The organism is Zeaxanthinibacter enoshimensis (assembly GCF_004362865.1).
Classification (GTDB): Bacteria; Bacteroidota; Bacteroidia; order Flavobacteriales; family Flavobacteriaceae; genus Zeaxanthinibacter; species Zeaxanthinibacter enoshimensis.
Genome location: NZ_SNYI01000003.1, coordinates 390,118 through 409,900 on the forward strand (window position 1 = coordinate 390,118; position 19,783 = coordinate 409,900).

General features: G+C 46.2%; 23 protein-coding genes and 1 other RNA gene. 9 read left to right on the forward strand and 15 right to left on the reverse strand.

Annotated elements, in window-relative coordinates; translation table 11 throughout:
* Nucleotides 1-106 precede the first annotated feature (106 nt).
* The 5 genes from CLV82_RS13425 to CLV82_RS13440 are packed head-to-tail and all read right to left on the reverse strand — an operon-like array spanning nucleotide 107 to nucleotide 4,472.
* A complete protein-coding gene (locus CLV82_RS13425) occupies nucleotides 107-670 on the reverse strand; it encodes a cob(I)yrinic acid a,c-diamide adenosyltransferase (RefSeq protein ID WP_133644859.1) in 564 nt (187 codons plus the stop codon).
* 42 nt (nucleotides 671-712) lie between these two features.
* Nucleotides 713-886: a hypothetical protein gene (locus CLV82_RS14780; RefSeq protein WP_166636716.1), complete on the reverse strand. Its 174-nt coding sequence runs from the start codon at nucleotides 884-886 to the stop codon at nucleotides 713-715.
* A gap of 32 nt (nucleotides 887-918) precedes the next feature.
* Nucleotides 919-1,425: a hypothetical protein gene (locus tag CLV82_RS13430; RefSeq protein WP_133644860.1), complete on the reverse strand. Its 507-nt coding sequence runs from the start codon at nucleotides 1,423-1,425 to the stop codon at nucleotides 919-921.
* 21 nt (nucleotides 1,426-1,446) lie between these two features.
* Nucleotides 1,447-3,324 carry an ABC-F family ATP-binding cassette domain-containing protein gene (locus tag CLV82_RS13435; RefSeq protein ID WP_133644861.1) on the reverse strand — a complete coding sequence of 626 codons (1,878 nt, stop codon included), beginning with the start codon at nucleotides 3,322-3,324 and terminating at the stop codon, nucleotides 1,447-1,449.
* A complete protein-coding gene (locus CLV82_RS13440; RefSeq protein WP_243744232.1) occupies nucleotides 3,321-4,472 on the reverse strand; it encodes an Lnb N-terminal periplasmic domain-containing protein in 1,152 nt (383 codons plus the stop codon). Before CLV82_RS13440 ends, CLV82_RS13435 begins: the two co-directional genes overlap by 4 nt.
* A 211-nt stretch (nucleotides 4,473-4,683) precedes the next feature.
* Here CLV82_RS13440 and CLV82_RS13445 point away from each other — a divergent pair, with 211 nt between their 5' ends.
* Nucleotides 4,684-5,427 (forward strand): CDP-alcohol phosphatidyltransferase family protein, encoded by a 744-nt coding sequence (locus tag CLV82_RS13445; RefSeq protein ID WP_133644863.1) that lies wholly within the window; start codon nucleotides 4,684-4,686, stop codon nucleotides 5,425-5,427.
* 33 nt (nucleotides 5,428-5,460) lie between these two features.
* Here CLV82_RS13445 and lptB read toward each other — a convergent pair whose 3' ends face one another.
* From lptB to CLV82_RS13465, 4 genes are read right to left on the reverse strand one after another with little or no spacing between them, the layout of a single operon-like run.
* On the reverse strand, nucleotides 5,461-6,201 hold the full coding sequence (gene lptB / locus CLV82_RS13450) for an LPS export ABC transporter ATP-binding protein (protein ID WP_133644864.1): 741 nt from the start codon (nucleotides 6,199-6,201) through the stop codon (nucleotides 5,461-5,463).
* Nucleotides 6,202-6,261: 60 nt separating this feature from the next.
* Entirely contained in the window at nucleotides 6,262-6,633 is a 372-nt protein-coding gene (locus CLV82_RS13455) for a carboxymuconolactone decarboxylase family protein (RefSeq protein WP_133644865.1), read from the reverse strand.
* Complete coding sequence (gene tatC / locus CLV82_RS13460) at nucleotides 6,611-7,435, reverse strand: twin-arginine translocase subunit TatC (protein WP_133644866.1); 825 nt, start codon at nucleotides 7,433-7,435, stop codon at nucleotides 6,611-6,613. The genes CLV82_RS13455 and tatC overlap by 23 nt, the downstream gene beginning before the upstream one ends.
* On the reverse strand, nucleotides 7,435-8,400 hold the full coding sequence (locus CLV82_RS13465) for a KpsF/GutQ family sugar-phosphate isomerase (RefSeq protein ID WP_133644867.1): 966 nt from the start codon (nucleotides 8,398-8,400) through the stop codon (nucleotides 7,435-7,437). Before CLV82_RS13465 ends, tatC begins: the two co-directional genes overlap by 1 nt.
* Before the next feature lie 235 nt (nucleotides 8,401-8,635).
* Between CLV82_RS13465 and recQ the strand changes: the two genes are divergently transcribed.
* A complete protein-coding gene (gene recQ, locus CLV82_RS13470; RefSeq protein ID WP_133644868.1) occupies nucleotides 8,636-10,837 on the forward strand; it encodes a DNA helicase RecQ in 2,202 nt (733 codons plus the stop codon).
* Between the two features lie 90 nt (nucleotides 10,838-10,927).
* Here recQ and CLV82_RS13475 read toward each other — a convergent pair whose 3' ends face one another.
* The 3 genes from CLV82_RS13475 to CLV82_RS13485 are packed head-to-tail and all read right to left on the reverse strand — an operon-like array spanning nucleotide 10,928 to nucleotide 11,901.
* Nucleotides 10,928-11,236: a CCC motif membrane protein gene (locus tag CLV82_RS13475; protein WP_133644869.1), complete on the reverse strand. Its 309-nt coding sequence runs from the start codon at nucleotides 11,234-11,236 to the stop codon at nucleotides 10,928-10,930.
* A gap of 18 nt (nucleotides 11,237-11,254) precedes the next feature.
* Complete coding sequence (locus tag CLV82_RS13480; RefSeq protein WP_133644870.1) at nucleotides 11,255-11,587, reverse strand: CCC motif membrane protein; 333 nt, start codon at nucleotides 11,585-11,587, stop codon at nucleotides 11,255-11,257.
* A gap of 8 nt (nucleotides 11,588-11,595) precedes the next feature.
* Nucleotides 11,596-11,901 (reverse strand): DUF2752 domain-containing protein, encoded by a 306-nt coding sequence (locus CLV82_RS13485; protein WP_133644871.1) that lies wholly within the window; start codon nucleotides 11,899-11,901, stop codon nucleotides 11,596-11,598.
* A 45-nt stretch (nucleotides 11,902-11,946) separates the two neighbouring features.
* Between CLV82_RS13485 and CLV82_RS14785 the strand changes: the two genes are divergently transcribed.
* Both CLV82_RS14785 and CLV82_RS13490 read left to right on the forward strand, forming a co-directional pair.
* Complete coding sequence (locus CLV82_RS14785) at nucleotides 11,947-12,123, forward strand: hypothetical protein (RefSeq protein ID WP_166636717.1); 177 nt, start codon at nucleotides 11,947-11,949, stop codon at nucleotides 12,121-12,123.
* Nucleotides 12,120-12,695, forward strand: coding sequence for a Smr/MutS family protein (locus tag CLV82_RS13490; RefSeq protein ID WP_133644872.1), 576 nt, complete (start codon nucleotides 12,120-12,122; stop codon nucleotides 12,693-12,695). The genes CLV82_RS14785 and CLV82_RS13490 overlap by 4 nt, the downstream gene beginning before the upstream one ends.
* Before the next feature lie 3 nt (nucleotides 12,696-12,698).
* On the opposite strand, the gene CLV82_RS13495 is transcribed toward CLV82_RS13490, so the two are convergent.
* Entirely contained in the window at nucleotides 12,699-13,205 is a 507-nt protein-coding gene (locus CLV82_RS13495; RefSeq protein ID WP_133644873.1) for a hypothetical protein, read from the reverse strand.
* Nucleotides 13,206-13,321: 116 nt separating this feature from the next.
* Here CLV82_RS13495 and CLV82_RS13500 point away from each other — a divergent pair, with 116 nt between their 5' ends.
* On the forward strand, nucleotides 13,322-14,470 hold the full coding sequence (locus CLV82_RS13500) for a cysteine desulfurase family protein (protein WP_133644874.1): 1,149 nt from the start codon (nucleotides 13,322-13,324) through the stop codon (nucleotides 14,468-14,470).
* Between the two features lie 2 nt (nucleotides 14,471-14,472).
* On the opposite strand, the gene CLV82_RS13505 is transcribed toward CLV82_RS13500, so the two are convergent.
* Both CLV82_RS13505 and CLV82_RS13510 read right to left on the reverse strand, forming a co-directional pair.
* Nucleotides 14,473-15,117, reverse strand: coding sequence for a hypothetical protein (locus CLV82_RS13505; RefSeq protein WP_133644875.1), 645 nt, complete (start codon nucleotides 15,115-15,117; stop codon nucleotides 14,473-14,475).
* 156 nt (nucleotides 15,118-15,273) lie between these two features.
* The gene (locus tag CLV82_RS13510) at nucleotides 15,274-16,962 is read right to left on the reverse strand and encodes a M23 family metallopeptidase (RefSeq protein ID WP_133644876.1); all 1,689 of its coding nucleotides are present in this window, start codon (nucleotides 16,960-16,962) and stop codon (nucleotides 15,274-15,276) included.
* A gap of 332 nt (nucleotides 16,963-17,294) precedes the next feature.
* Here CLV82_RS13510 and CLV82_RS13515 point away from each other — a divergent pair, with 332 nt between their 5' ends.
* The 4 genes from CLV82_RS13515 to rny all read left to right on the forward strand — a co-directional run bounded on the left by CLV82_RS13515 (nucleotide 17,295) and on the right by rny (nucleotide 19,757).
* Nucleotides 17,295-17,585: a hypothetical protein gene (locus CLV82_RS13515; RefSeq protein WP_133644877.1), complete on the forward strand. Its 291-nt coding sequence runs from the start codon at nucleotides 17,295-17,297 to the stop codon at nucleotides 17,583-17,585.
* Nucleotides 17,586-17,600: 15 nt separating this feature from the next.
* A complete protein-coding gene (locus CLV82_RS13520) occupies nucleotides 17,601-17,897 on the forward strand; it encodes a cell division protein ZapA (protein ID WP_133644878.1) in 297 nt (98 codons plus the stop codon).
* Nucleotides 17,898-17,950: 53 nt separating this feature from the next.
* Nucleotides 17,951-18,058: non-coding RNA, 6S RNA (ssrS, locus tag CLV82_RS13525), on the forward strand.
* Between the two features lie 130 nt (nucleotides 18,059-18,188).
* Nucleotides 18,189-19,757, forward strand: coding sequence for a ribonuclease Y (gene rny, locus CLV82_RS13530; RefSeq protein WP_133644879.1), 1,569 nt, complete (start codon nucleotides 18,189-18,191; stop codon nucleotides 19,755-19,757).
* Nucleotides 19,758-19,783: the final 26 nt, after the last annotated feature.

Consider the following 19,783-nt stretch of genomic DNA (forward strand, 5'->3'; position numbering starts at 1 on the left):
AAGCCAAATAGCCAAGAAAATTCACGATTATTTCGTGAAGTCCGGATTGATTTTCCGGAATTATTAAAAAGATAACGAAGAAATAATAAAATTATTAGGTATTTCCTTAAGGAATCCATTTTTCTTCATCAGCTTTGAGAAAATCCGACAAATTTCGTGCCAGTACAAAAAGGTAATCAGAAAGCCTGTTAAGGTAGATAAGGATATCGGGGTTAAAGGGCTCGTGCTCGTTCAGAAGCGATGCCAGTCGCTCTGCCCTGCGGCAGACCGTTCTGCTTATATGACAGTATGACACGGTGGTATGCCCGCCCGGGAGAATAAAATGGGTCATGGGAGGGAGCGATTCATTCATACGGTCCATCTCTTCTTCCAGTAAACTGATATCCTCTTTTTTTATAGAAGGAATTTTGATCAGGGATTGCCCCGCTTTTCCCGGCTTCTGATCAGGATCAGTGGCCAGCATGGAACCGATAGTAAAAAGTTTATCCTGGATGTTCTTAAGAATGTCCTTAGCGTTTTCCGGGATTTCCTGGTCACGGATAAGACCTATCCACGAATTGAGTTCATCTACCGTACCATAACTCTCGATACGGATATGATGTTTAGCTACCCGCTTTCCTCCTAACAATGCAGTTGTTCCCTGGTCTCCGGTCTTCGTATATATCTTCATCGGTCTGTTTTCCTCTTATTGCCAGTAATTAAGCGACTCGGCTCATTGGTCTTTTTTATCCGTCTCCGGCGATTTTCTGGACTTTCTTTCCTTGCGCTGGTATCCTTCCATAAAGGTCCTGGATCGTCTCCTGGTCGATTTCTTTTTATTGTAAACAGTGATGACCAGGTAGAGAACAATCACTACGCCCAGAACATAATAGATGTTGATTTCCATTAGCGTTTTACTATTGGGTTAAAATTACACCATTAAATTCGAATCCTAAAATGCTCCTTTACCTGTTCCTTTCTGAAGAATACGGCACTGCAATGAAACATGTCTATTGTGACGGTCACCCCGGGGATCTCTTTTATACTTTCCCACTCCTTGGTACTTTGAGGGTTACGATAGGGCTGGTCTAGCAGGAGCAGGGTGTCGTTATGAATTTTGCCCGGCGTATCCAGGAGGTTGCGCACGCTTTTCAGTTCCGGCCTGGGATGGTAAATGAAGTCATACGGCATCCTGTTCCTTTTGATGGCCGGGAAGTGTGATTTTACCTGTGCGTCCAGACCGTGCTTACTTTCTTCGAGATCAATATTGCCGACCTCAAAATATTCCAGGCTTTTAAGGGCTACTTTGGCCGTTTTGGAGCCTTTGAAACGACTATTACGGTACAGACCCTTTGTCACATACTGGTAAACAAAGGGAGAGTGAACTCCATGCTGGTTGGTCGACCTGAAAAGAAACCGGGTATATGCTAAGAAACGGTAGAACAAACTCTTTTACTCTGGTTTATATTATTGAGATTCCAACTTTGCAGCCAATTCAAACCATCGTTCGGTCTGCTCTTCCAGTTGATCCATAACTGTTTTCAGTTCGATGGACAGGGCATCAATTGCTTCCCCTTCCAGGGATTCATCTGTGAATTTGTCCTGTATCGCAATCTTTTCTTTTTCCAGCTTCGCTATTTCTTTTTCCAGGCGCTGGTATTCCTTCTGCTCGGTATAGCTGAGTTTGCCATCCTCTTTATTTCTCCAGGTATTCTTTTCCGGGCCTTCTTTGGCGGCTGATTTGTTGTTGGTCTCCTCGGCAGCGGCAAGCGATTCAGAATCCCTGAAATCTGAATAGTTGCCGGGGAAATCTTTGATCTCCGCTTCTCCTTTGAATACGAAGAGATGATCTACGATCTTGTCCATGAAATAGCGATCGTGAGAAACCACCAGGAGGCAGCCCGGGAAATCGAGCAGGAACTCCTCGAGCACGTTCAGGGTTACTATATCCAGGTCGTTCGTAGGCTCATCCAGGATCAGGAAATTAGGGTTCTGTATCAGTACAGTACAGAGATAAAGCCGTTTTCGTTCTCCCCCGCTCAGTTTTTCAACAAAATCGTATTGTTTCTTCCTGTCAAAGAGGAAGCGTTCCAGTAACTGCTGGGCAGATAACTGCCTGCCTTTTTTTAAAGGTATATAATCACCAAATTCCTTGATGACATCAATAACCTTATAGCCTGCTTTATCTGTAATTCCTTTTTGAGTGTAATATCCGAATGTGACGGTATCGCCCACTACTATCTTCCCGTTATCCGGGGATTCTCTGCCGGTTAGCAGATTGAGGAAGGTAGATTTCCCGGTCCCGTTCTTCCCGATGATACCTACGCGTTCTCCTTTTTTAAAGGTATAGGAGAAATTGTCAAGTATCGGCTTGCCAGGGAATGCTTTGCTCACCTTATGGAATTCTACGATCTTACTGCCCAACCTGTCCATATTCAGTTCCAGTTCTACCGTTCTCCTGTCTTTGGTTTGGTGGGCTTTATCCTTGATGTCTTTAAAATCGTCTATCCTTGCCTTAGACTTGGTAGTCCTGGCCTTGGGCTGCCTCCGCATCCATTCCAGTTCTTTCTTGTAAAGCAGTTTGGATTTGTGCTGCTCTATGGCCTGCCGTTCCTGCATGGCCTCTTTCTTCTCCAGGTAATAGGAGTAGTTGCCCTTATAGGTGTACAACTGGTTATCATCTAATTCCAGTATTTCGTTACATACCCTTTCCAGGAAATACCTGTCGTGGGTAACCATCAGGAAGGAAAGTTGTTCCCGGGCAAAGAATTGTTCCAGCCATTCTATCATTTCCAGGTCAAGGTGGTTCGTCGGTTCATCCAGTAGAAGGAGATCGGGTTTGTTGATCAGGGCATTTGCGAGGGCTAAACGTTTCTTCTGACCCCCGGACAGGGTCGCTACTTTAGCATCCAGGTCCTGTAATTTTAACTGGAAAAGGATTTGTTTATACTGGGTTTCAAAGTCCCAGGCATTAAAACGCTCCATCGCCTCGAATGCTTTTTGATAAGCTGTTTCATCCGTAGGGTCGGCCAATGCCTTGTTGTAATTCCTGATCACTTTCAGGATCTCGGTATCGGCAGTAAAGATCGTCTCTTCTACCGTCAGTGCAGGGTCCAGGTCTGGTTCCTGGGACAGCAGGGAGACTCGAATTCCTTTCCGGTAATTAACTCGGCCGGTGTCGGGGCTGTCTAACCCCGCTACGATATTTAATATCGAGGTCTTGCCTGTTCCATTCTTAGCGATCAATGCAATCTTCTGGTCCTGGTTAATGCCAAATGAAATTCCGGAGAAGAGTTCACGTTCGCCGTAAGATTTAGAAATATTTTCAACAGTAATCAGGTTCATAGAGCAGGGGTTGATCCGGTTTTAAAATAACGGTATAAATAAGCGTAGCGCAGTCCGAGAGAGGCCCAGATAATAACCATCAGCGGTGAGAAAACCTGGATATTCAATATCCAGAGCAAGGGCGCCAATAACAGCATGCAGGTAATGGTGACAAGGTACCGGGGTATCCATTCACTCCCTGGTTTTTTCCTGAGAAATACTATCCCGGCCAGGAGATTTAAGGGGAAAGCCCATAAAATATTGTAATTATACAACGTGGCCGTGTGGTCAGTAAAGAACCAGAGAAAAATGATCAGTACGCCCAATATCCCGGTTAAGAGAAAAAGGAATCCGTCCAATGCACGGCTCCTGCTTCCTTTGCGCAGATCAATATAAGTGATAGCGGCAGTTAAAATGAACAATAAAATTAACCAGAAGGCCGGGGTAAATATGAATGCAGCAGGAGGGTCTTTCTTCTGCTTCTCCAATATACTTCGTTCTTTTTTTACCAGGCTGTCACCATTCAGCTGGGCGTGATTCATTTGCCGGTATACGTAATCGGGGAGGAACATATGCTCCCTGGGACTTGCCTTCCTGTCGATCACTGAACCGAGGGCCAGGTCTATTCCCAGGCTGGCCCAGGAGTTCGTCCTGAGGTATTGCTGGATAAGCTGGCGAAAGGTATACCGGTGATCCAGGTAGTTATTGTCCAGCGCTAATCGCCCCGGGAGCGCCCTTTCAAGAACCTCGGGGATCTTTGTAGAGCAATTTTCGTCCAGGAAGTTATAAAGGTAATCCCGGTTTTCCGGGAGGTAGTTATACTCCAGGAACTGCAATACCTTGTTTTTTTCCTCCTGGTCCAGGGAAAGGAGCTGCTCCTTTACCCATCGATCCTCCAGCTGGTAAGTATAGAGGAAGTTCTCGAACGAATTCCTGCTGAGGGAGTAAAGCAATTGGCCCTTTGCGAACTTAGTATAGAAGCCCGGGGTATTAAAATCAAAAGTACCGTAATTGTAGACCAGGTCCAGCCCCTTTAAAGGATCCCGGACCCTGAAAGCGCTGTGACCAAAAGAGGCGTACAATTCGCTGCCGGGGCCACAGGTGATCACGCTGATCTCGGCCTCAGGGGATAACTGCGCCCTGCACCAGGTCGTGGAGGTTATCCACACAATCAAAAAAGCAAATAATAACTTTCTCAGGGATATGGGCATAAAAATTAAATCTGTTCTTTTGGTTCTGGCGCAAATATCAGAATAATTGAGCTATGTCTGCGGGCAAAAGAGGGCTTAATTCTGATCTGTCGTTATCGGGTGGCATCCCGAAACGGTTAAGCTATAATGCGATTTTATTATTTATCTTCGTTTTAATAATACCAACCTTATGAAAAAACACATCCCGAATTTAATTACGCTCTTAAATGTACTATCCGGTTGTATCGCTGTTGTCTTTGCGGTCCGGAACCAAATGGAGCTGGCAGCATTATTTGTATTTCTCGGGATCTTTTTCGATTATTTTGACGGGATGGCTGCCCGTTTATTACACGTGAAAAGCGAACTTGGGCTGCAACTCGATTCCCTTGCAGACATGATCACCAGCGGGCTGGTCCCGGGTATTGTAATGTTCCAGTTATTATCCATGTCGGTGACAGGGGGTTGGAATCATGAAGGGATGCTGGGTGGTTCAGAGGATTGGTTTGCTTCTGTTTTACCCTTTGCAGGATTCCTGATCACCATGGCTTCGGCCTATAGGCTGGCAAAATTCAATATCGATGAGAACCAGGTGAGCTCTTTCGTGGGCGTGCCTACACCTGCCAATGCTTTGCTGATCCTTTCTCTGCCGCTTATTTTAATTTATCACGCCAATGATTACCTGAACAGCATTATCCTGAATACCTGGTTCCTGCTGGGAATAACATTGCTGAGCAGTTATCTCCTGAATTCCTCCTTGAAACTGTTTGCGCTTAAATTTGAAAATTGGAGTTTCCGGGATAATTCGCTGCGCTATATTTTTATCATCGTCAGTTTTGTATTGTTACTGACATTGAAATTCCTGGCGATCCCGGCGATTCTTTTGTTCTACCTGGCCGCATCGTTTATATCGGATACCACCAGCAAGACCGTATAGTTAAAGTGAAAAATGAGGAAATGCAATGCCGGTTTAGAAATCCAGCTTCTTCTTGCGAAGTTCAAAGTTCTGGCCCAGGTACACTTTCCGCACCATCTCATCTTCTGCCAGGTCTTCAGGGATCCCGGATTTCAGGATACCACCTTCAAACATCAGGTAAGAGCGTTCCGTGATGGCCAGGGTTTCCTGCACGTTATGGTCGGTGATCAAAATACCGATATTCTTGTTCTTTAATTGCGCAACGATCCGTTGGATATCTTCAACAGCAACCGGGTCTACTCCCGCAAAGGGTTCATCCAACAGTATGAATTTTGGATCTGTCGCCAGGGCCCGTGCAATCTCTGTTCTACGGCGCTCTCCCCCGGAAAGCAGGTCTCCCCGGTTCTTCCGGATATGTCCCAGTCCGAATTCCTCGATCAGGGATTCCATACGCATATGCTGTTCTTTCTTACTGAGATCCGTGAGCTGCAGTACACTCAGGATATTCTTTTCCACGCTCAGCTTCCGGAAAACCGAGGCTTCCTGGGCGAGGTAGCCAATCCCGTTCTGTGCGCGCTTATACATGGGGAACTTGGTGATCTCCATGGAGTCCAGGAAGATCTGGCCGCCATTGGGTTTGATCAGACCCACGATCATATAAAAAGAGGTGGTTTTCCCGGCACCATTAGGGCCGAGGAGCCCAACGATCTCCCCCTGGTTCACTTCCAGCGAAATTCCTTTCACCACCTTGCGGCCGCGATAGGATTTCATGATATTTTCTGCCCTTAATTTCATAAGTTCTGCTCGGCCAAATCTAAAACTTTCATTCCGGAAGCCGAAAGTTTTACGGGTTTTTTAACCTTCGTTCTCCTCGAGTGCTTCCCAGTATTCATAGGCTCTCCTGAGGTGAGGGATCACTATGGTGCCGCCGACGAGGGTGGCGATAGACAGGGTTTCCATTACTTCCTGCTTGGTAGCTCCCTGTTCCATGGAACTTTCCAGGTGGTAGCGGACACAATCGTCGCATCGCAATACTGCAGAGGCTACTAACCCCAGTAATTCCTTGGTCTTTACATCCAGGGCACCGGGGGCAAAGGCATTTGTATCCAGGTTAAAGATGCGTTTAATGATCTTGTTGTCATTATTGAGCAGCTTTTCATTCATGCGAGCCCGGTAATCGTTGAATTCCTTTACGGGATCGGGTTTATTTTCGTTCTTTTTTTGCATCGCGCTTTACTACGAATTTAGAGATATAAATACTGATTTGATAAAGGATAAGTACGGGCACTGCGACAATGATCTGGCTGGCTACATCAGGCGGAGTGATGATGGCAGAGATGATCAGGACAATTACCAGGGCTATTTTCCTGTATTTTTTTAAGATTTCCGGGGTTACCAAGCCGATTTTGGTCAGGAAGAAAATGATGATCGGTAGTTCAAAGATCAATCCACAGGCTATGACCGATGCCCGCACCGTGGAGATATAAGAACCCAGGTCGATGTCGTTAAATACCTCATCGCTCACGGTATAACTACCGAGGAAATTGATAGAGAGCGGGGCAACCACGTAATACCCGAACAATACTCCAAGGAAGAACAGGAAGGAGGCGATAAAGATGAAGCCCTTGGAACTTCTGCGTTCCTTTTCATAGAGTCCCGGACTGATAAACTTCCACATCTCGTAAAGGATGTAGGGGAATCCCAGGATGAACCCAGCCCAGATCGACGTCCAGATATGGGCGGAGAACTGCCCGGCCATGACCCGGCTCTGCACCCGGAAGGCGGGACCGTCTCCACAGAAGGCCTCGCTTAACCCCAGCCATTTAGAGAGTTTGCAAAAGATCTCGTAGGTAGGGAAATCTGCTTTCTTTGGTCCGAAAATGACCGTATCAAAGATGAAATCTTTCATCAGGAAGGCAACAAGACCGATGAGTACTACCGCCACAGTAGAACGAATAAGGTGCCACCTCAATTCTTCAAGATGGTCCAGGAAAGACATCTCGTTCGGGTTGTTTTTCTTTTTTGCCATCAGAGGATACCTTCTTTAATGAGGTTATGTAAGTGTACTATGCCCTTATAAACACCATTGTCTACCGCAAGCAACTGTGAGATTCCATGTTCCTGCATGATTTCCAGCGCCTTTACAGCCAGTACATCTGTTTCTATTGTCTTGGGGTTAGTGGTCATGATATCCCGGGCCGTTAAGCCGTTTATCTGGTCGTATTTGTTCAGCATCCTCCGGATATCACCATCGGTTACGATGCCCTTCAGCTCATTCCCGTCAACTACTGCAGTCACGCCCAGCATTTTCTCGGAGATCTCCACGATGACCTTCTTGACATCCGATCCTACACTGACCTCGGGTTTCATGTTCGTCAGGATAATATCTGATACCCTGAGGTATAACTTCTTACCTAAAGTCCCGCCCGGGTGGAAGCGCGCAAAATCCCGGCTGCTGAACCCGCGGAGTTCCAGGAGACATATGGCGAGCGCATCGCCCATTACCAGTTGTGCGGTGGTACTGGTGGTAGGGGCGAGGTTATTCGGGCAAGCCTCTTTTTCAATAAATGTGTTCAGCACGTAATCGGCTTGTATCCCAAGCGAAGATTCCGGGTTAGCCGTCATGCCGATCAGTTTGTTACGGCCCTGTTTAATCAGGGGTACCAGCATCTTGATTTCCGGGGTGTTCCCACTCTTAGATATCAATATCACCACGTCGTCCTCCTGAATGATTCCCAGGTCCCCGTGAATAGCGTCTGCAGCATGCATAAAGATGGAGGGAGTACCGGTAGAATTCAGGGTGGCAACGATCTTGGAGGCGATGATGGCACTTTTGCCAATACCTGACACAATGACCCGTCCTTTTGAGTCAAGGATAGTGGTCACGGCATCTGCGAAGGCATCGTCCAGAAAGGAGGTTAGATTTTGTATAGCGTCAGCTTCCGTTTCTATAGCTTTTCGTGCTATTTCGAGGATGGCATTATTTTTGCTCAAGGTCGATTGAAAATTAGCTAATTTGCGTCAGATTTTATTCTTTAAGAGGGAATAATATCCTTTGAATTATTTTATATTTAAGTAAACAAAAGTACGGAAACTTATTTTATAGGGATTCTTAAAGTTCGTCTTAAAATTGAATCCGCTTACCCTGAATTCCATAAATAGTTCATACCTTTTATGAAATGGGTTTTTATCCCTATGACACAAAGTATTGGCAATTAAACAGTACAGCATGATTTTAAATGAGATTGATCTGCATGCCTCACTAAAAAAATATTTTGGTTTCTCGCAGTTCAAGGGACTGCAGGAAGATGTGATCAGCAATGTAGTGAAGGGTAATAACACTTTCGTGGTTATGCCCACTGGAGGAGGTAAATCTATGTGTTACCAGTTACCTGCGTTGATTCAGGAGGGCACTGCCATTGTGGTTTCCCCCCTTATTGCTCTGATGAAGAACCAGGTGGATGCCATACGCAGCGTTTCTGCACATAACGGGGTGGCGCATGTACTCAATTCTTCCCTGACCAAAACCGAGGTCAAAGAAGTTAAGAACGATATTAAGTCGGGCATTACCAAGTTACTCTACGTAGCCCCCGAATCCCTGACCAAGGAGGAGTATGTTGAATTTCTGAGATCTGTTCCCCTGTCTTTTGTCGCTATAGACGAAGCACACTGTATCTCTGAATGGGGTCACGATTTCCGACCGGAATATCGGAACCTCAGGAGTATTATCAACAGGCTGGGGGATGACATTCCCGTGATCGCCCTAACGGCTACAGCTACTCCAAAAGTACAGGAAGATATCATCAAGAACCTGGGAATTCCCGAAGCCAAAGTATTCAAAGCTTCCTTTAACCGTCCCAACCTGTTCTACGAGGTAAGGCCTAAGACCAAGAACGTGGATGCTGATATCATTCGCTTTGTAAAAAAGAATTCAGGGAAATCCGGAATTATATACTGCCTCAGCAGGAAGAGAGTGGAAGAGCTGGCGCAGGTGCTGCAGGTGAACGGAGTTAGTGCTGTTCCCTACCACGCCGGGTTCGACGGTAAGACCCGATCCCGCTACCAGGACATGTTTTTGATGGAAGAAGTGGATGTGGTGGTGGCTACCATCGCATTTGGGATGGGAATAGACAAGCCTGATGTCCGCTATGTTATCCATCATGATATCCCAAAAAGTATTGAGAGTTATTACCAGGAGACCGGCCGGGCCGGAAGGGATGGAGGAGAAGGTCATTGCCTGGCATTCTACTCATACAAGGATATAGAGAAATTGGAAAAGTTCATGTCCGGGAAACCTGTTGCGGAACAGGAAATAGGTAACGCCCTATTGCAGGAGATCGTAGCCTATGCTGAAACCTCTATGTCGAGACGGAAATTCATACTGCATTATTTCGGGGAGGCTTTTGACGAAGTACACGGCGAAGGTGCAGACATGGATGATAATTCCCGTAATCCTAAAGAAAAAGAAGAAGCCGGAGAGAACGTGGTTAAATTACTGCAGGCGGTCAAAGATACCAGTGAAAAGTTCAAGGCTAAGGAGATCGTTAAAACCCTGACCGGTAAAACAAATTCCCTGATTTCATCCCATAAGACCGATACCAAGTCGGTTTTCGGCAGCGGGGCCGAGCGTGACAAGTCGTACTGGATGGCACTGATCAGGCAGGTACTGGTAGCAGGGCTGCTACGAAAAGAGATAGAGCAGTACGGGGTACTGCACATTACCGAGAAAGGACACGCCTTCCTTGAAAAGCCGGGCTCCTTTATGATGACAAAAGATCATTCTTACAACGAGGAAACTGACAATGCTATTGTCAGTGCTGCCAAGGCTAATGCCGGGGTGGCAGATGAAAACCTGTTGAAATTACTGAAGGAATTACGTAAAAAGGAAGCACATAAGAGAGATGTTCCTCCCTTTGTAGTTTTCCAGGACCCGTCCCTACAGGACATGGCGCTGAAATACCCGGTGACCATGGACGAACTGGTCAATATCCACGGGGTAGGGGAAGGAAAGGCCAAACGCTTTGGCGAGCCCTTTATCAAACTCATCTCTGAGTATGTGGAGGAGAACGATATTGTCCGCCCGGATGACCTGGTCGTGAAAAGTACAGGTGCGAATTCTGCACTGAAACTTTACATCATCCAGAATATTGACAGGAAATTACCTCTTGATGACATAGCATCTGCCAAAGGCCTGGAAATCCCCGAACTGGTCAAGGAAATGGAACAGATCGTTTTTAGCGGTACTAAATTGAACCTCGGCTACTGGATAGACGAGATCCTGGACGAGGACCAGCAGGAAGAAATTCACGATTATTTCCTGGAAGCGGACTCCGATAATATAGAGAAAGCACTGAAGGAATTCGACGGCGAGTATGAAGATGAGGAACTACGCCTCTACCGGCTTAAATTTATGAGCGAAGTCGCCAACTGATTCCTGTTGGCATCTATAAAAACACCCCTGGGAAACCAGGGGTGTTTTCATTTTGTAAGATTATGTATTAAGGTTTCCTGACATTTTACTTCAGAAATCGTCAATATTGCCTGTGGTCACCAGGGCAATGATAACCCCGAAATACAAGATCAGTAACAAGAGCATGAAGATCGAGAGTCCCAGCCCGACATAGGACAGGACCTTCCCGGTCTTTACGTTTTCATATCCCGTGTACAGGCTGGGTTGGGACTCATACAGCTTTTTGGCTTTCTTCGCCTGGATAAGTCCGATGACACTGAATATTGCAGCAAAGGGACCGCAGCACATCAGTGCTCCCACGACAGATAGAATTCCCATGGTCAGGGTGGTACTCGCACCCGGTAAGGTTGATTGGTTCATATCAGTTATTTACAATTCTTATTCTTCTATTCCCCATTCTTCCATCATTTCCATAGAACGCTCCATATAAGCATCCCATCCTCCCATTTGAGATATAGTAAACAGGATATAGACCAGGGTAAGGACGCCCAGGGCAATAGCGATGATAGCCATGATCTTGGCTGTCTTCAGCTGCTTATAATTGGAATAGGTTTCCGGGGCAGCCATATACTTTTTTTCATCCCCGCGGATCAGTATGAGGGCTATACCCCCGAGTACAATCCCGGGGACTCCCCAGATACAGCAGCACAAATAGCCTAAGATAGAGAGTACAATGGCTATGGTTACATTTGGTAGTTTCTGTTGTTCCATAATTTGGTTTAGATTAATTTGAAAATATAGTTGGTTAATATACTTACAACGCTGAGGACCATTAATGTGATACTGATAGTGTTGGCATAGCGGATCCGGATAAAGCGGTCCGCGATGAGAAAAAGTAACAGTAGAATTAAAGGATAGATAGCCGGGTACATTAGGAAGGCCTCGCCGAATTTTCCATCCAGCAGCAGCCAAAAGGATCGTTGTACTCCACAACCGGGGCATTCAAACCCAAAGATTTGTTTGTTCAGGCAAGGCAACATATATTCCTGGCCTGCAATGGCAGGTATGGTTGGTTGGAGTTTCATCCCTTGGTCGATTCCTCAACCGAAAATTACTACTATTTTTGAGGAATGAAAATAAAAGGAATTATTAATTTTTTGTTGATCGCCGCCGGGGCCTGTCTTTTGGCCAGTGGGAATTCCCTGCTGAAGAATGAATACGCCATGAGTATCGGGATCATTCTGCTGATGCTAGGTATATACCGTGCGTCCAGGGGCTGGAACAGTGAAAGACCGGAAGAAGGATGAGCAAATACAATTCGGATGGGAAAGGACCCACTTTGCGACCGGGCGACCGGGCAGAGGCTATAGACGACCTGATTTCAGGAACGGTGACCCGTATAGAGGGTGGTGTGGTTACACTCCTGACTGATGATGGTTTCCCTATGAATTTCGAGATGCGGGAATTGGTACGGATCTCCGGGGAGACCCCTATAGAAATAAGTAATTCCGAGATCTCCAGGGTGAAGGACGAGGAAGCACGGTCAGGAAAGCGCCGTAAGCCCGCCCCAAGACCTAAGGAACGTAATGCTCCCCAGATGGAGGTGGATCTGCATATAGAGAAACTTACCCAGGGCTATAAGCGGTTGGAGACTTTTGAAATACTCGAACTGCAATTGGAAACTGCGAAAAGACAGCTGGAATTTGCCATTCGTAAACGGATACAAAAAGTGGTGTTTATCCACGGGGTAGGTGAAGGGATTTTGAAGGAAGAATTAAAATACCTGTTCAACAGGTATGAAGGGGTGCGCTTCTATGATGCGGATTACCAGAAATACGGCATGGGAGCTACCGAGGTTTATATCACCCAACAGGCCTGAGTACTATTCGGATGTCGTGATGGTTCCGAAATTGTTGATCCTGAGGTCCGTGATCCGCTCCCCCTTGTCATTCACAAGGCTTATATTACTCAATACAATATTGTGCTCAAATACCGTGCTGTCACTTTCACTCTGAAGTGTTGTGACCAGGATTTCCCCGGCTGCAGCTTCTACTTCTTCCAGTACGGAGGGTTCTGCAGGAGGTAGCTCGTCGCAAAAATAAGTCTTGCTGACATCGTCCGTAAAGATCCTGTAGATAAGCCTGGACTGGCCGGGAACGGTGCTCACAATAGTACCGTCTGATACCTCGTTGGCCAGCACACCGTCCTGCAATACCAGGATCAGGGCCTGGTCCCCGCTGATCTTGAAGAAAAAATTGCTGTCCGTGGTGGTCTGGCTGTCGCAGAACTGTACGGGGGTGTCGTCAAAATCTATGGTTTCTATCTGTAAGTCGCCGTCGCTGCAGGCTGTAATCAGGACTGCAGACAGGAGTGTCAGGAATCTTCGCATGTCCCAAATTTAATAGAATCCAGGCTGACTACCCTATAGCTTTGACTTAATTTTTATGGAGATTTCGACAAATTTCAGCTATTTTTGGCTCCACCATTAAAATCCGATCATCTTTCATGAAAAGAGTATATCTCGATAATGCCGCCACTACCCAGGTCAGGGAAGAAGTCATTGAAAAAATGCAGGAAGCATTGCGCGACACTTACGGAAATCCATCTTCTACCCATGGCTTCGGACGCAGCGCCAAAACAGCCATAGAACAAGCGAGGAAAACAATTGCCAAGATCCTCAATGCTCAGCCCTCAGAGATCATCTTTACTTCCGGGGGGACAGAAGCGGATAATATGATCCTCAGAAGTGCGGTCAAAGATTTGGGCGTACAGCGAATTATCACTTCACGGATTGAACACCACGCGGTGCTGCACACGGCAGAAGCGCTTACGGAAGAATACGGAATAGAATTACAGTGTATTCCCCTGGACGGGGAAGGCAACCCGGATATTGAAGAGCTCGAGGCTGCCCTGAAGCAGGATGATAAGAAAAAACTGGTCAGCCTGATGCATGTCAACAACGAGATAGGTAATATCCTTGATATTGATAAGGTAGGGCAACTATGCCGGGAGCATGGGGCCTTATTCCATTCGGATACAGTTCAGTCTATTGGTCACTTTCATTGGGATGTACAAAAGGCTCCTGTCGATTTCCTGGCAGCAGCGGCCCATAAATTCCATGGCCCCAAAGGGATCGGGTTTGCCTATATCCGGAAGAATTCAGGTATTCAGCCGCTGATCCTGGGAGGTTCCCAGGAAAGGGGGTACCGTGCCGGTACCGAAGCATTCCACAACATTGTGGGGCTGGAAGCAGCGATGGTAGCTGCCTATGAATCCCTGGAGGAGGAGAGGGCATATGTGGCAGAATTAAAGCACTACTTTATAGAAGGACTGAAGAAAGCACTTCCCGAAGTGCACTTTAATGGATTATCGGGTACGGCTGACAGGGGAACCTATACCCTGGTCAACGTTTGCCTGCCGTTTGACGAGCAGAAGGCGCTGATGTTGCTGTTCCATTTGGATCTGAAAGGGATTGCCTGTTCCAAGGGTAGTGCCTGCCAATCGGGAAGTAACCAGGGATCTCACGTACTGAATGAAATACTTACCGAAGAGCATCTTAAAAGACCTTCGATCCGGTTTTCATTTTCCAAGTACAATACAAAGGAAGACCTGGATCATGTAATTGCCACCCTGAAAGAATTTGCTGAGGAATAGGTTTAGCGCTGACGCTCTTTATCGTAGGGAAATTTCCGGGTAGCCTGTTTCATCATCCGGTCGATCAGGTCATCGGTGTTCTTGCCGGTTCGTTTATTGATCTTCTGTTCGTATTTCCAAAGTAGTTTCCCGGAATCTCCGTCGCTGATCTTTATGCCTACCCGACCGTAATCTGCATCCCCTAGAATAAAGTCGAAAATACTGGATTCTGCAGGGACCCCTTCAGAGAGCAGTATGTTCAGATCCAGGTTCCCGCTGATGATTCCATCAACTTCCAGGAGCTTACTGAGTTCCTTAATGGTGTAGGTGTCTATATTATCGTAATTGATATTATTCTTGGCGAGGATGGCATTGGTGTTCTCGGTATTTTGAAAATCCACGGTGAATTTCTTCTTCTTCTTTCCCCTACCAAAATAGGTTTCCAGGGCTTGCTGTACCGCGTAGCCTTCTTTTTCCTGAAGCCTTTGCAGTTCTGTCCTGGATACACCCTCATCGAGTTCAAGATGGGTAAAGAAAGGGATAATAGCCAACACGGTATGCTCACCACTATACTCTTCAAAGCGAGCACTTTCATAAATATTTTTCTGACCGTGAGCGAACAGGGCAAACAGCACTGCTATCCCGGTAAGTAACTTCTTCAGCTTCATATGAATTGTTTAAACCGCTGCAAAAATAATGGAAAATATGCTGATTTCCAGCGGCAAAGCTCTTAATCTATCCCCAAATTATATCCCTCTAACCATCAGCATACAAGGCCCTGCTGGAGCTCAGCCAGGAGGGATGTGGATGGATAACCACACCAGTTACTTCCGGAAGAAGGTACTCTTAAAGGTGGTGGTATTCCCCACGTTGTCTTTTACGACCACTTCTAACTCGCATTCGGTTTTATCAAGGATCTTATCGTCAAAATTATAGGTCAGGGTGTTAGTCTTTGGTTCGTACTCCATCAGAATCCACTCTCCGTTGTTGGTGGCCGAATAACTGTCTATCCCACTCAGGTCATCCGAGATGAGTAAGCTGAGGTACCTGTAATTGGTGAGCCACTGTTTGGGTTTAAAGTTCTTGGTTCTCACCTTGGGGGCGATGGTGTCCTTCGCCAGGGTATAAGTTCCCAGTTGTCTTGTCCGGGTTGTAAAAGTATTATTGCGCTTATAAGTGTTGCTGTAATCAGGCCTGAGCCTGCTGTCCAGCCGCGCGATAAACCATTGTTTTCTCTCTTCCATCGGGATGTGCGAAACATCAAAGCTTATGGTAAAATTCCGGTGTGCGGGTACGGTGTTCTGATGTATGGTCACTGTCTTCTCATCGGAACTGAGATCAATATAAAAGTCGTTATAAAAAGTGTTGGCAGGGAAATAGACCCTGGCAATTCCCAGGTCATAATTATTGGGTTTCTGGGCTACCAGGTAGTAATCAGTCTTCTTCGGGGACTCTTTTATTTCCAGGGGCATCCTTTTACCCTTTACCGGAACTTTGAGGACGGTGGTATTACCTGCCAGGTCCTTTATCTGCAGGTCTACATCGTAGGTCTCGCCTTCCGCGATCTCCAGCTTCCCGTCGTTCTTGAGGGTGTTATAGATGCTCAGATTATTCCCGGGCACTTTAAAGCAACGCTGTACCCGCTGATAGGTCTTGCCAAAGTGTTCATAGTCTATCAGGGTGTTGAGGTACCGGGTCTCTGCAAAAGAAAAGGAATCAAAATCAAGATCACTGTAAACCTCCCCGTTAACCTTCTGTGTAATGGCATACGGCCCGTTCTTATTAGCAGCCATATCCTGGCGGTCATAAGTATCTATTCCAAATCCTATAGTACCCGCAGCGTTGAGAGTATCTGCCACGAAGGTGCCGTCTGCCTGTCTTTTAATATTCAGCTGGATCTTGGTATTAGCACGGTTCACCTGGGCATCCTCGGAAAGGGGGTACGCGTAAGCGCCCACAAGTGTAGGATCTGTAGCGTCTCTTATGCTATAACCGAAGAGCAGGGGATTGATTGGTTTTTCATTAAGGCTGTTGCGGATCTCGAAATGCAGGTGGGGTCCGGATGATCCCCCGGTATTGCCTCCATAGGCGATGAGTTCCCCTTTATCCACGGTAAGTTCTCCGTAGTCAGGAAACAACTCTATTTCATAGGTCTGCTTCTCATATTGTTTCTTCTTGATATACTCTTCGATCTTAGGGGCAAATTTTTGCAAATGAGCGTATACCGAAGTATAGCCGTTCGGATGGGCTATATAGATCACCTTCCCGTATCCCCAGTGACTGATCTTGATCCTGGTTACCGTACCGGGTCCTATTGATTTTACAGACAATCCTTCCCTGGATTGTGTTTTGATATCCAGGCCCGAATGAAAATGGTTCGAGCGTAATTCCCCGAATGTTCCGGCCAGGATGAGGGGAATATCCAAAGGGGATTCAAAAGCGTCCTGTGGGTAAGGTGACTGTCCGTGTACAAGGAAGCCAAACAAAAGAAAAAATGCAATTTTCAGTTTCATAGTATGGGAATTGCTGCGAAATTAAAGAATAGCGATCAAAATATGTTCTAAGATCGTGCCATTTTAAAATTTTAAAACCAGTTGTGCATCATGGTTGCTTTTGCGGAAAGGAACAACCTTCTTTCCGGCGGATGGTTTGGCCTGGGACACTGCAGGTAGTTGTGCCTTATGAATGTCCAGGTGGCTGATGATCAGACAGTCACGGCATGGTTAAACTTTCAGCGATATATACGGCCTTCACAGGCTGTGGAGCGGCTAATAATAATTCCCAAAAGTATTGCGCATCCGATGCAGGTATGTTAACTTTGTGTTGAACGCATGGAATTCTGTAAATGAGTGAATTGGTTGAGATCGTTGATTCTCTTGAAAACAAGATCAGCAAACTGCTACATAAAATAGAGTTGCTGAACCAGGCCAATAAAAAATTGGAAGGTGAATTAAATGATCTGGCCGCTGAGCGAGATACTATCCAGAACTCAGTCATGGCCTGGGAGGAGAAGTATAAAGCCCTTAAACTCGCGAATTCTATGCTGGGCAGTGATACAAACAAAACTGAAGCTAAGCTCAAAATAAATTCATTGATCAGGGAGCTGGACTATTGCATTGAACAGTTAGCTGAATGATGAGATCTCGAATATATGGCAGAAAAGCTTAAAATAAAGCTTTCTATAGCAGACCGGGTGTACCCTTTGACCATTGATCCAAGTCAGGAAGAAGGATTGCGTAAGGCAGCTAAGAATATTGAGCAGCTCGCCAAAAAATTTGAGCAGAATTACGCCGTGAGAGACAAACAGGATGTACTGGCCATGTGTGCCTTGCAGTTTGCCTCTAAAATAGAGCAGCGCGGGATAGAAAAACAAGAAGACACAAAGGACGTAACGGAGAGGCTTAAAGCCCTGAACGACCTCGTGAATTCGCACTTAAGCATAAAATAAGTTCTTTTACATACGTAAAGTTACTGCCCACATTGGTAATTTATTTTTGACAAACTCAACACTAATTAGTTTAAAAAGGGTGAGTTTAGGTTGTAAAAGCAAGCCTTCTTTGAAAGGATCCTTGATCAGCCTGTTAGCCCTAAACCTGTTTATCGGAGTTTGTACAAAACTTCCATCAATGTGGGCTTTTTTTGTTTAAAGCTGAAAGGATCACTGCTATTGGAAATGCCGGTAATATGCGGTACTAAAGTATTCCCCGGCTAATGGCGGGGGCAAACAAAACAAACTAAAATGGACATTACAACAATTATTATCGGAGTAGTCGCAGGACTGATCCTTGGGTTTCTCCTGGCTAAATTGATAGAAAGAGGGAAGGCTTCCAAAACAATAGCTAATGCTAAGAAAGAAGCTGCAGATATATTAAAAGATGCAGCCAAGCAGGGAGAAAGTATTAAAAAAGATAAGATATTCCAGGCGAAAGAAAAGTTCCTCGAGCTTAAGGCAGAGCATGAGAAGGTGATCATCTCAAAGGATAAGAAGATCGCAGAAGCAGAAAAACGTACTAGGGATAAGGAATCCCAGATCAGTAACGAACTGGCTAAAAGCAGGAAACTCAACGACCAGTTAGAACAGAAGATCAAGGAAGTAGATCACAAGACAGAATTCATTGAAAAGAAACAGGCAGAACTTGATAAACTTCACAAGAGCCAGGTTCAGCAACTGGAAGTGATCTCGGGGCTTTCTGCAGAAGAGGCCAAAAGCCAGCTGCTCGAATCCCTCAAGGAAACTGCAAAGACCGATGCCATGGCCTTTATGCAATCGACCATGGAAGAGGCTAAACTGACTGCTCAGCAGGAAGCAAAAAAGATCATTATTAATACCATCCAGAGAATTGGTACCGAGGAAGCGGTCGAGAACTGTGTCTCGGTCTTTAACCTGGAATCTGACGATGTCAAAGGTAGGATCATCGGTCGTGAAGGTCGTAACATCCGTGCCCTGGAAGCTGCTACAGGGGTAGAGATCATCGTTGATGACACCCCGGAAGCCATCATCCTGTCGTGTTTTGATTCGGTCCGGAGAGAGGTTGCCAGGCTATCCCTGCATAAATTGGTTACCGACGGAAGGATCCACCCGGCCAGGATCGAAGAGGTGGTACAAAAAACCGAGAAACAAATAGAGCAGGAGATCGCAGAGGTCGGGAAACGCACTGTGATCGATCTTGGGATCCATGGGCTCCACCCGGAGCTGATCAAAGCCGTAGGGCGAATGAAATATCGCTCTTCTTACGGTCAGAACCTTTTACAGCATTCCCGTGAGGTCGCAAAATTATGCGGTATCATGGCTGCCGAACTTGGGCTGAACCCCAAAATGGCCAAAAGAGCGGGATTGTTACACGACATAGGGAAAGTTCCGAATTCTGAAGCGGAGGTTGAAATTCCCCATGCTATCCTGGGAATGCAGTGGGCAGAAAAATACGGGGAGAAACCTGATGTGTGCAATGCCATTGGTGCTCACCACGATGAAATTGAAATGAAGACCCTGATCTCTCCGATCGTACAGGTTTGTGACGCCATCAGCGGTGCCAGACCAGGTGCAAGGAGACAGGTTCTGGACTCTTATATCCAGCGTCTGAAAGACCTGGAAGACATCGCCTTTGGATTTGGAGGTGTACAGAAAGCCTACGCAATACAGGCGGGTAGAGAGTTAAGAGTTATTGTGGAGAGTGAAAAGGTGAGTGACGAGAAAGCCTCGCAGCTATCTTTTGAAATCTCCCAGAAGATCCAGACCGATATGACCTACCCCGGACAGGTAAAAGTCACCGTGATCCGCGAGACCCGGGCGGTAAATGTCGCAAAATAACAAGTTTAATAAATCAGAATTTAACG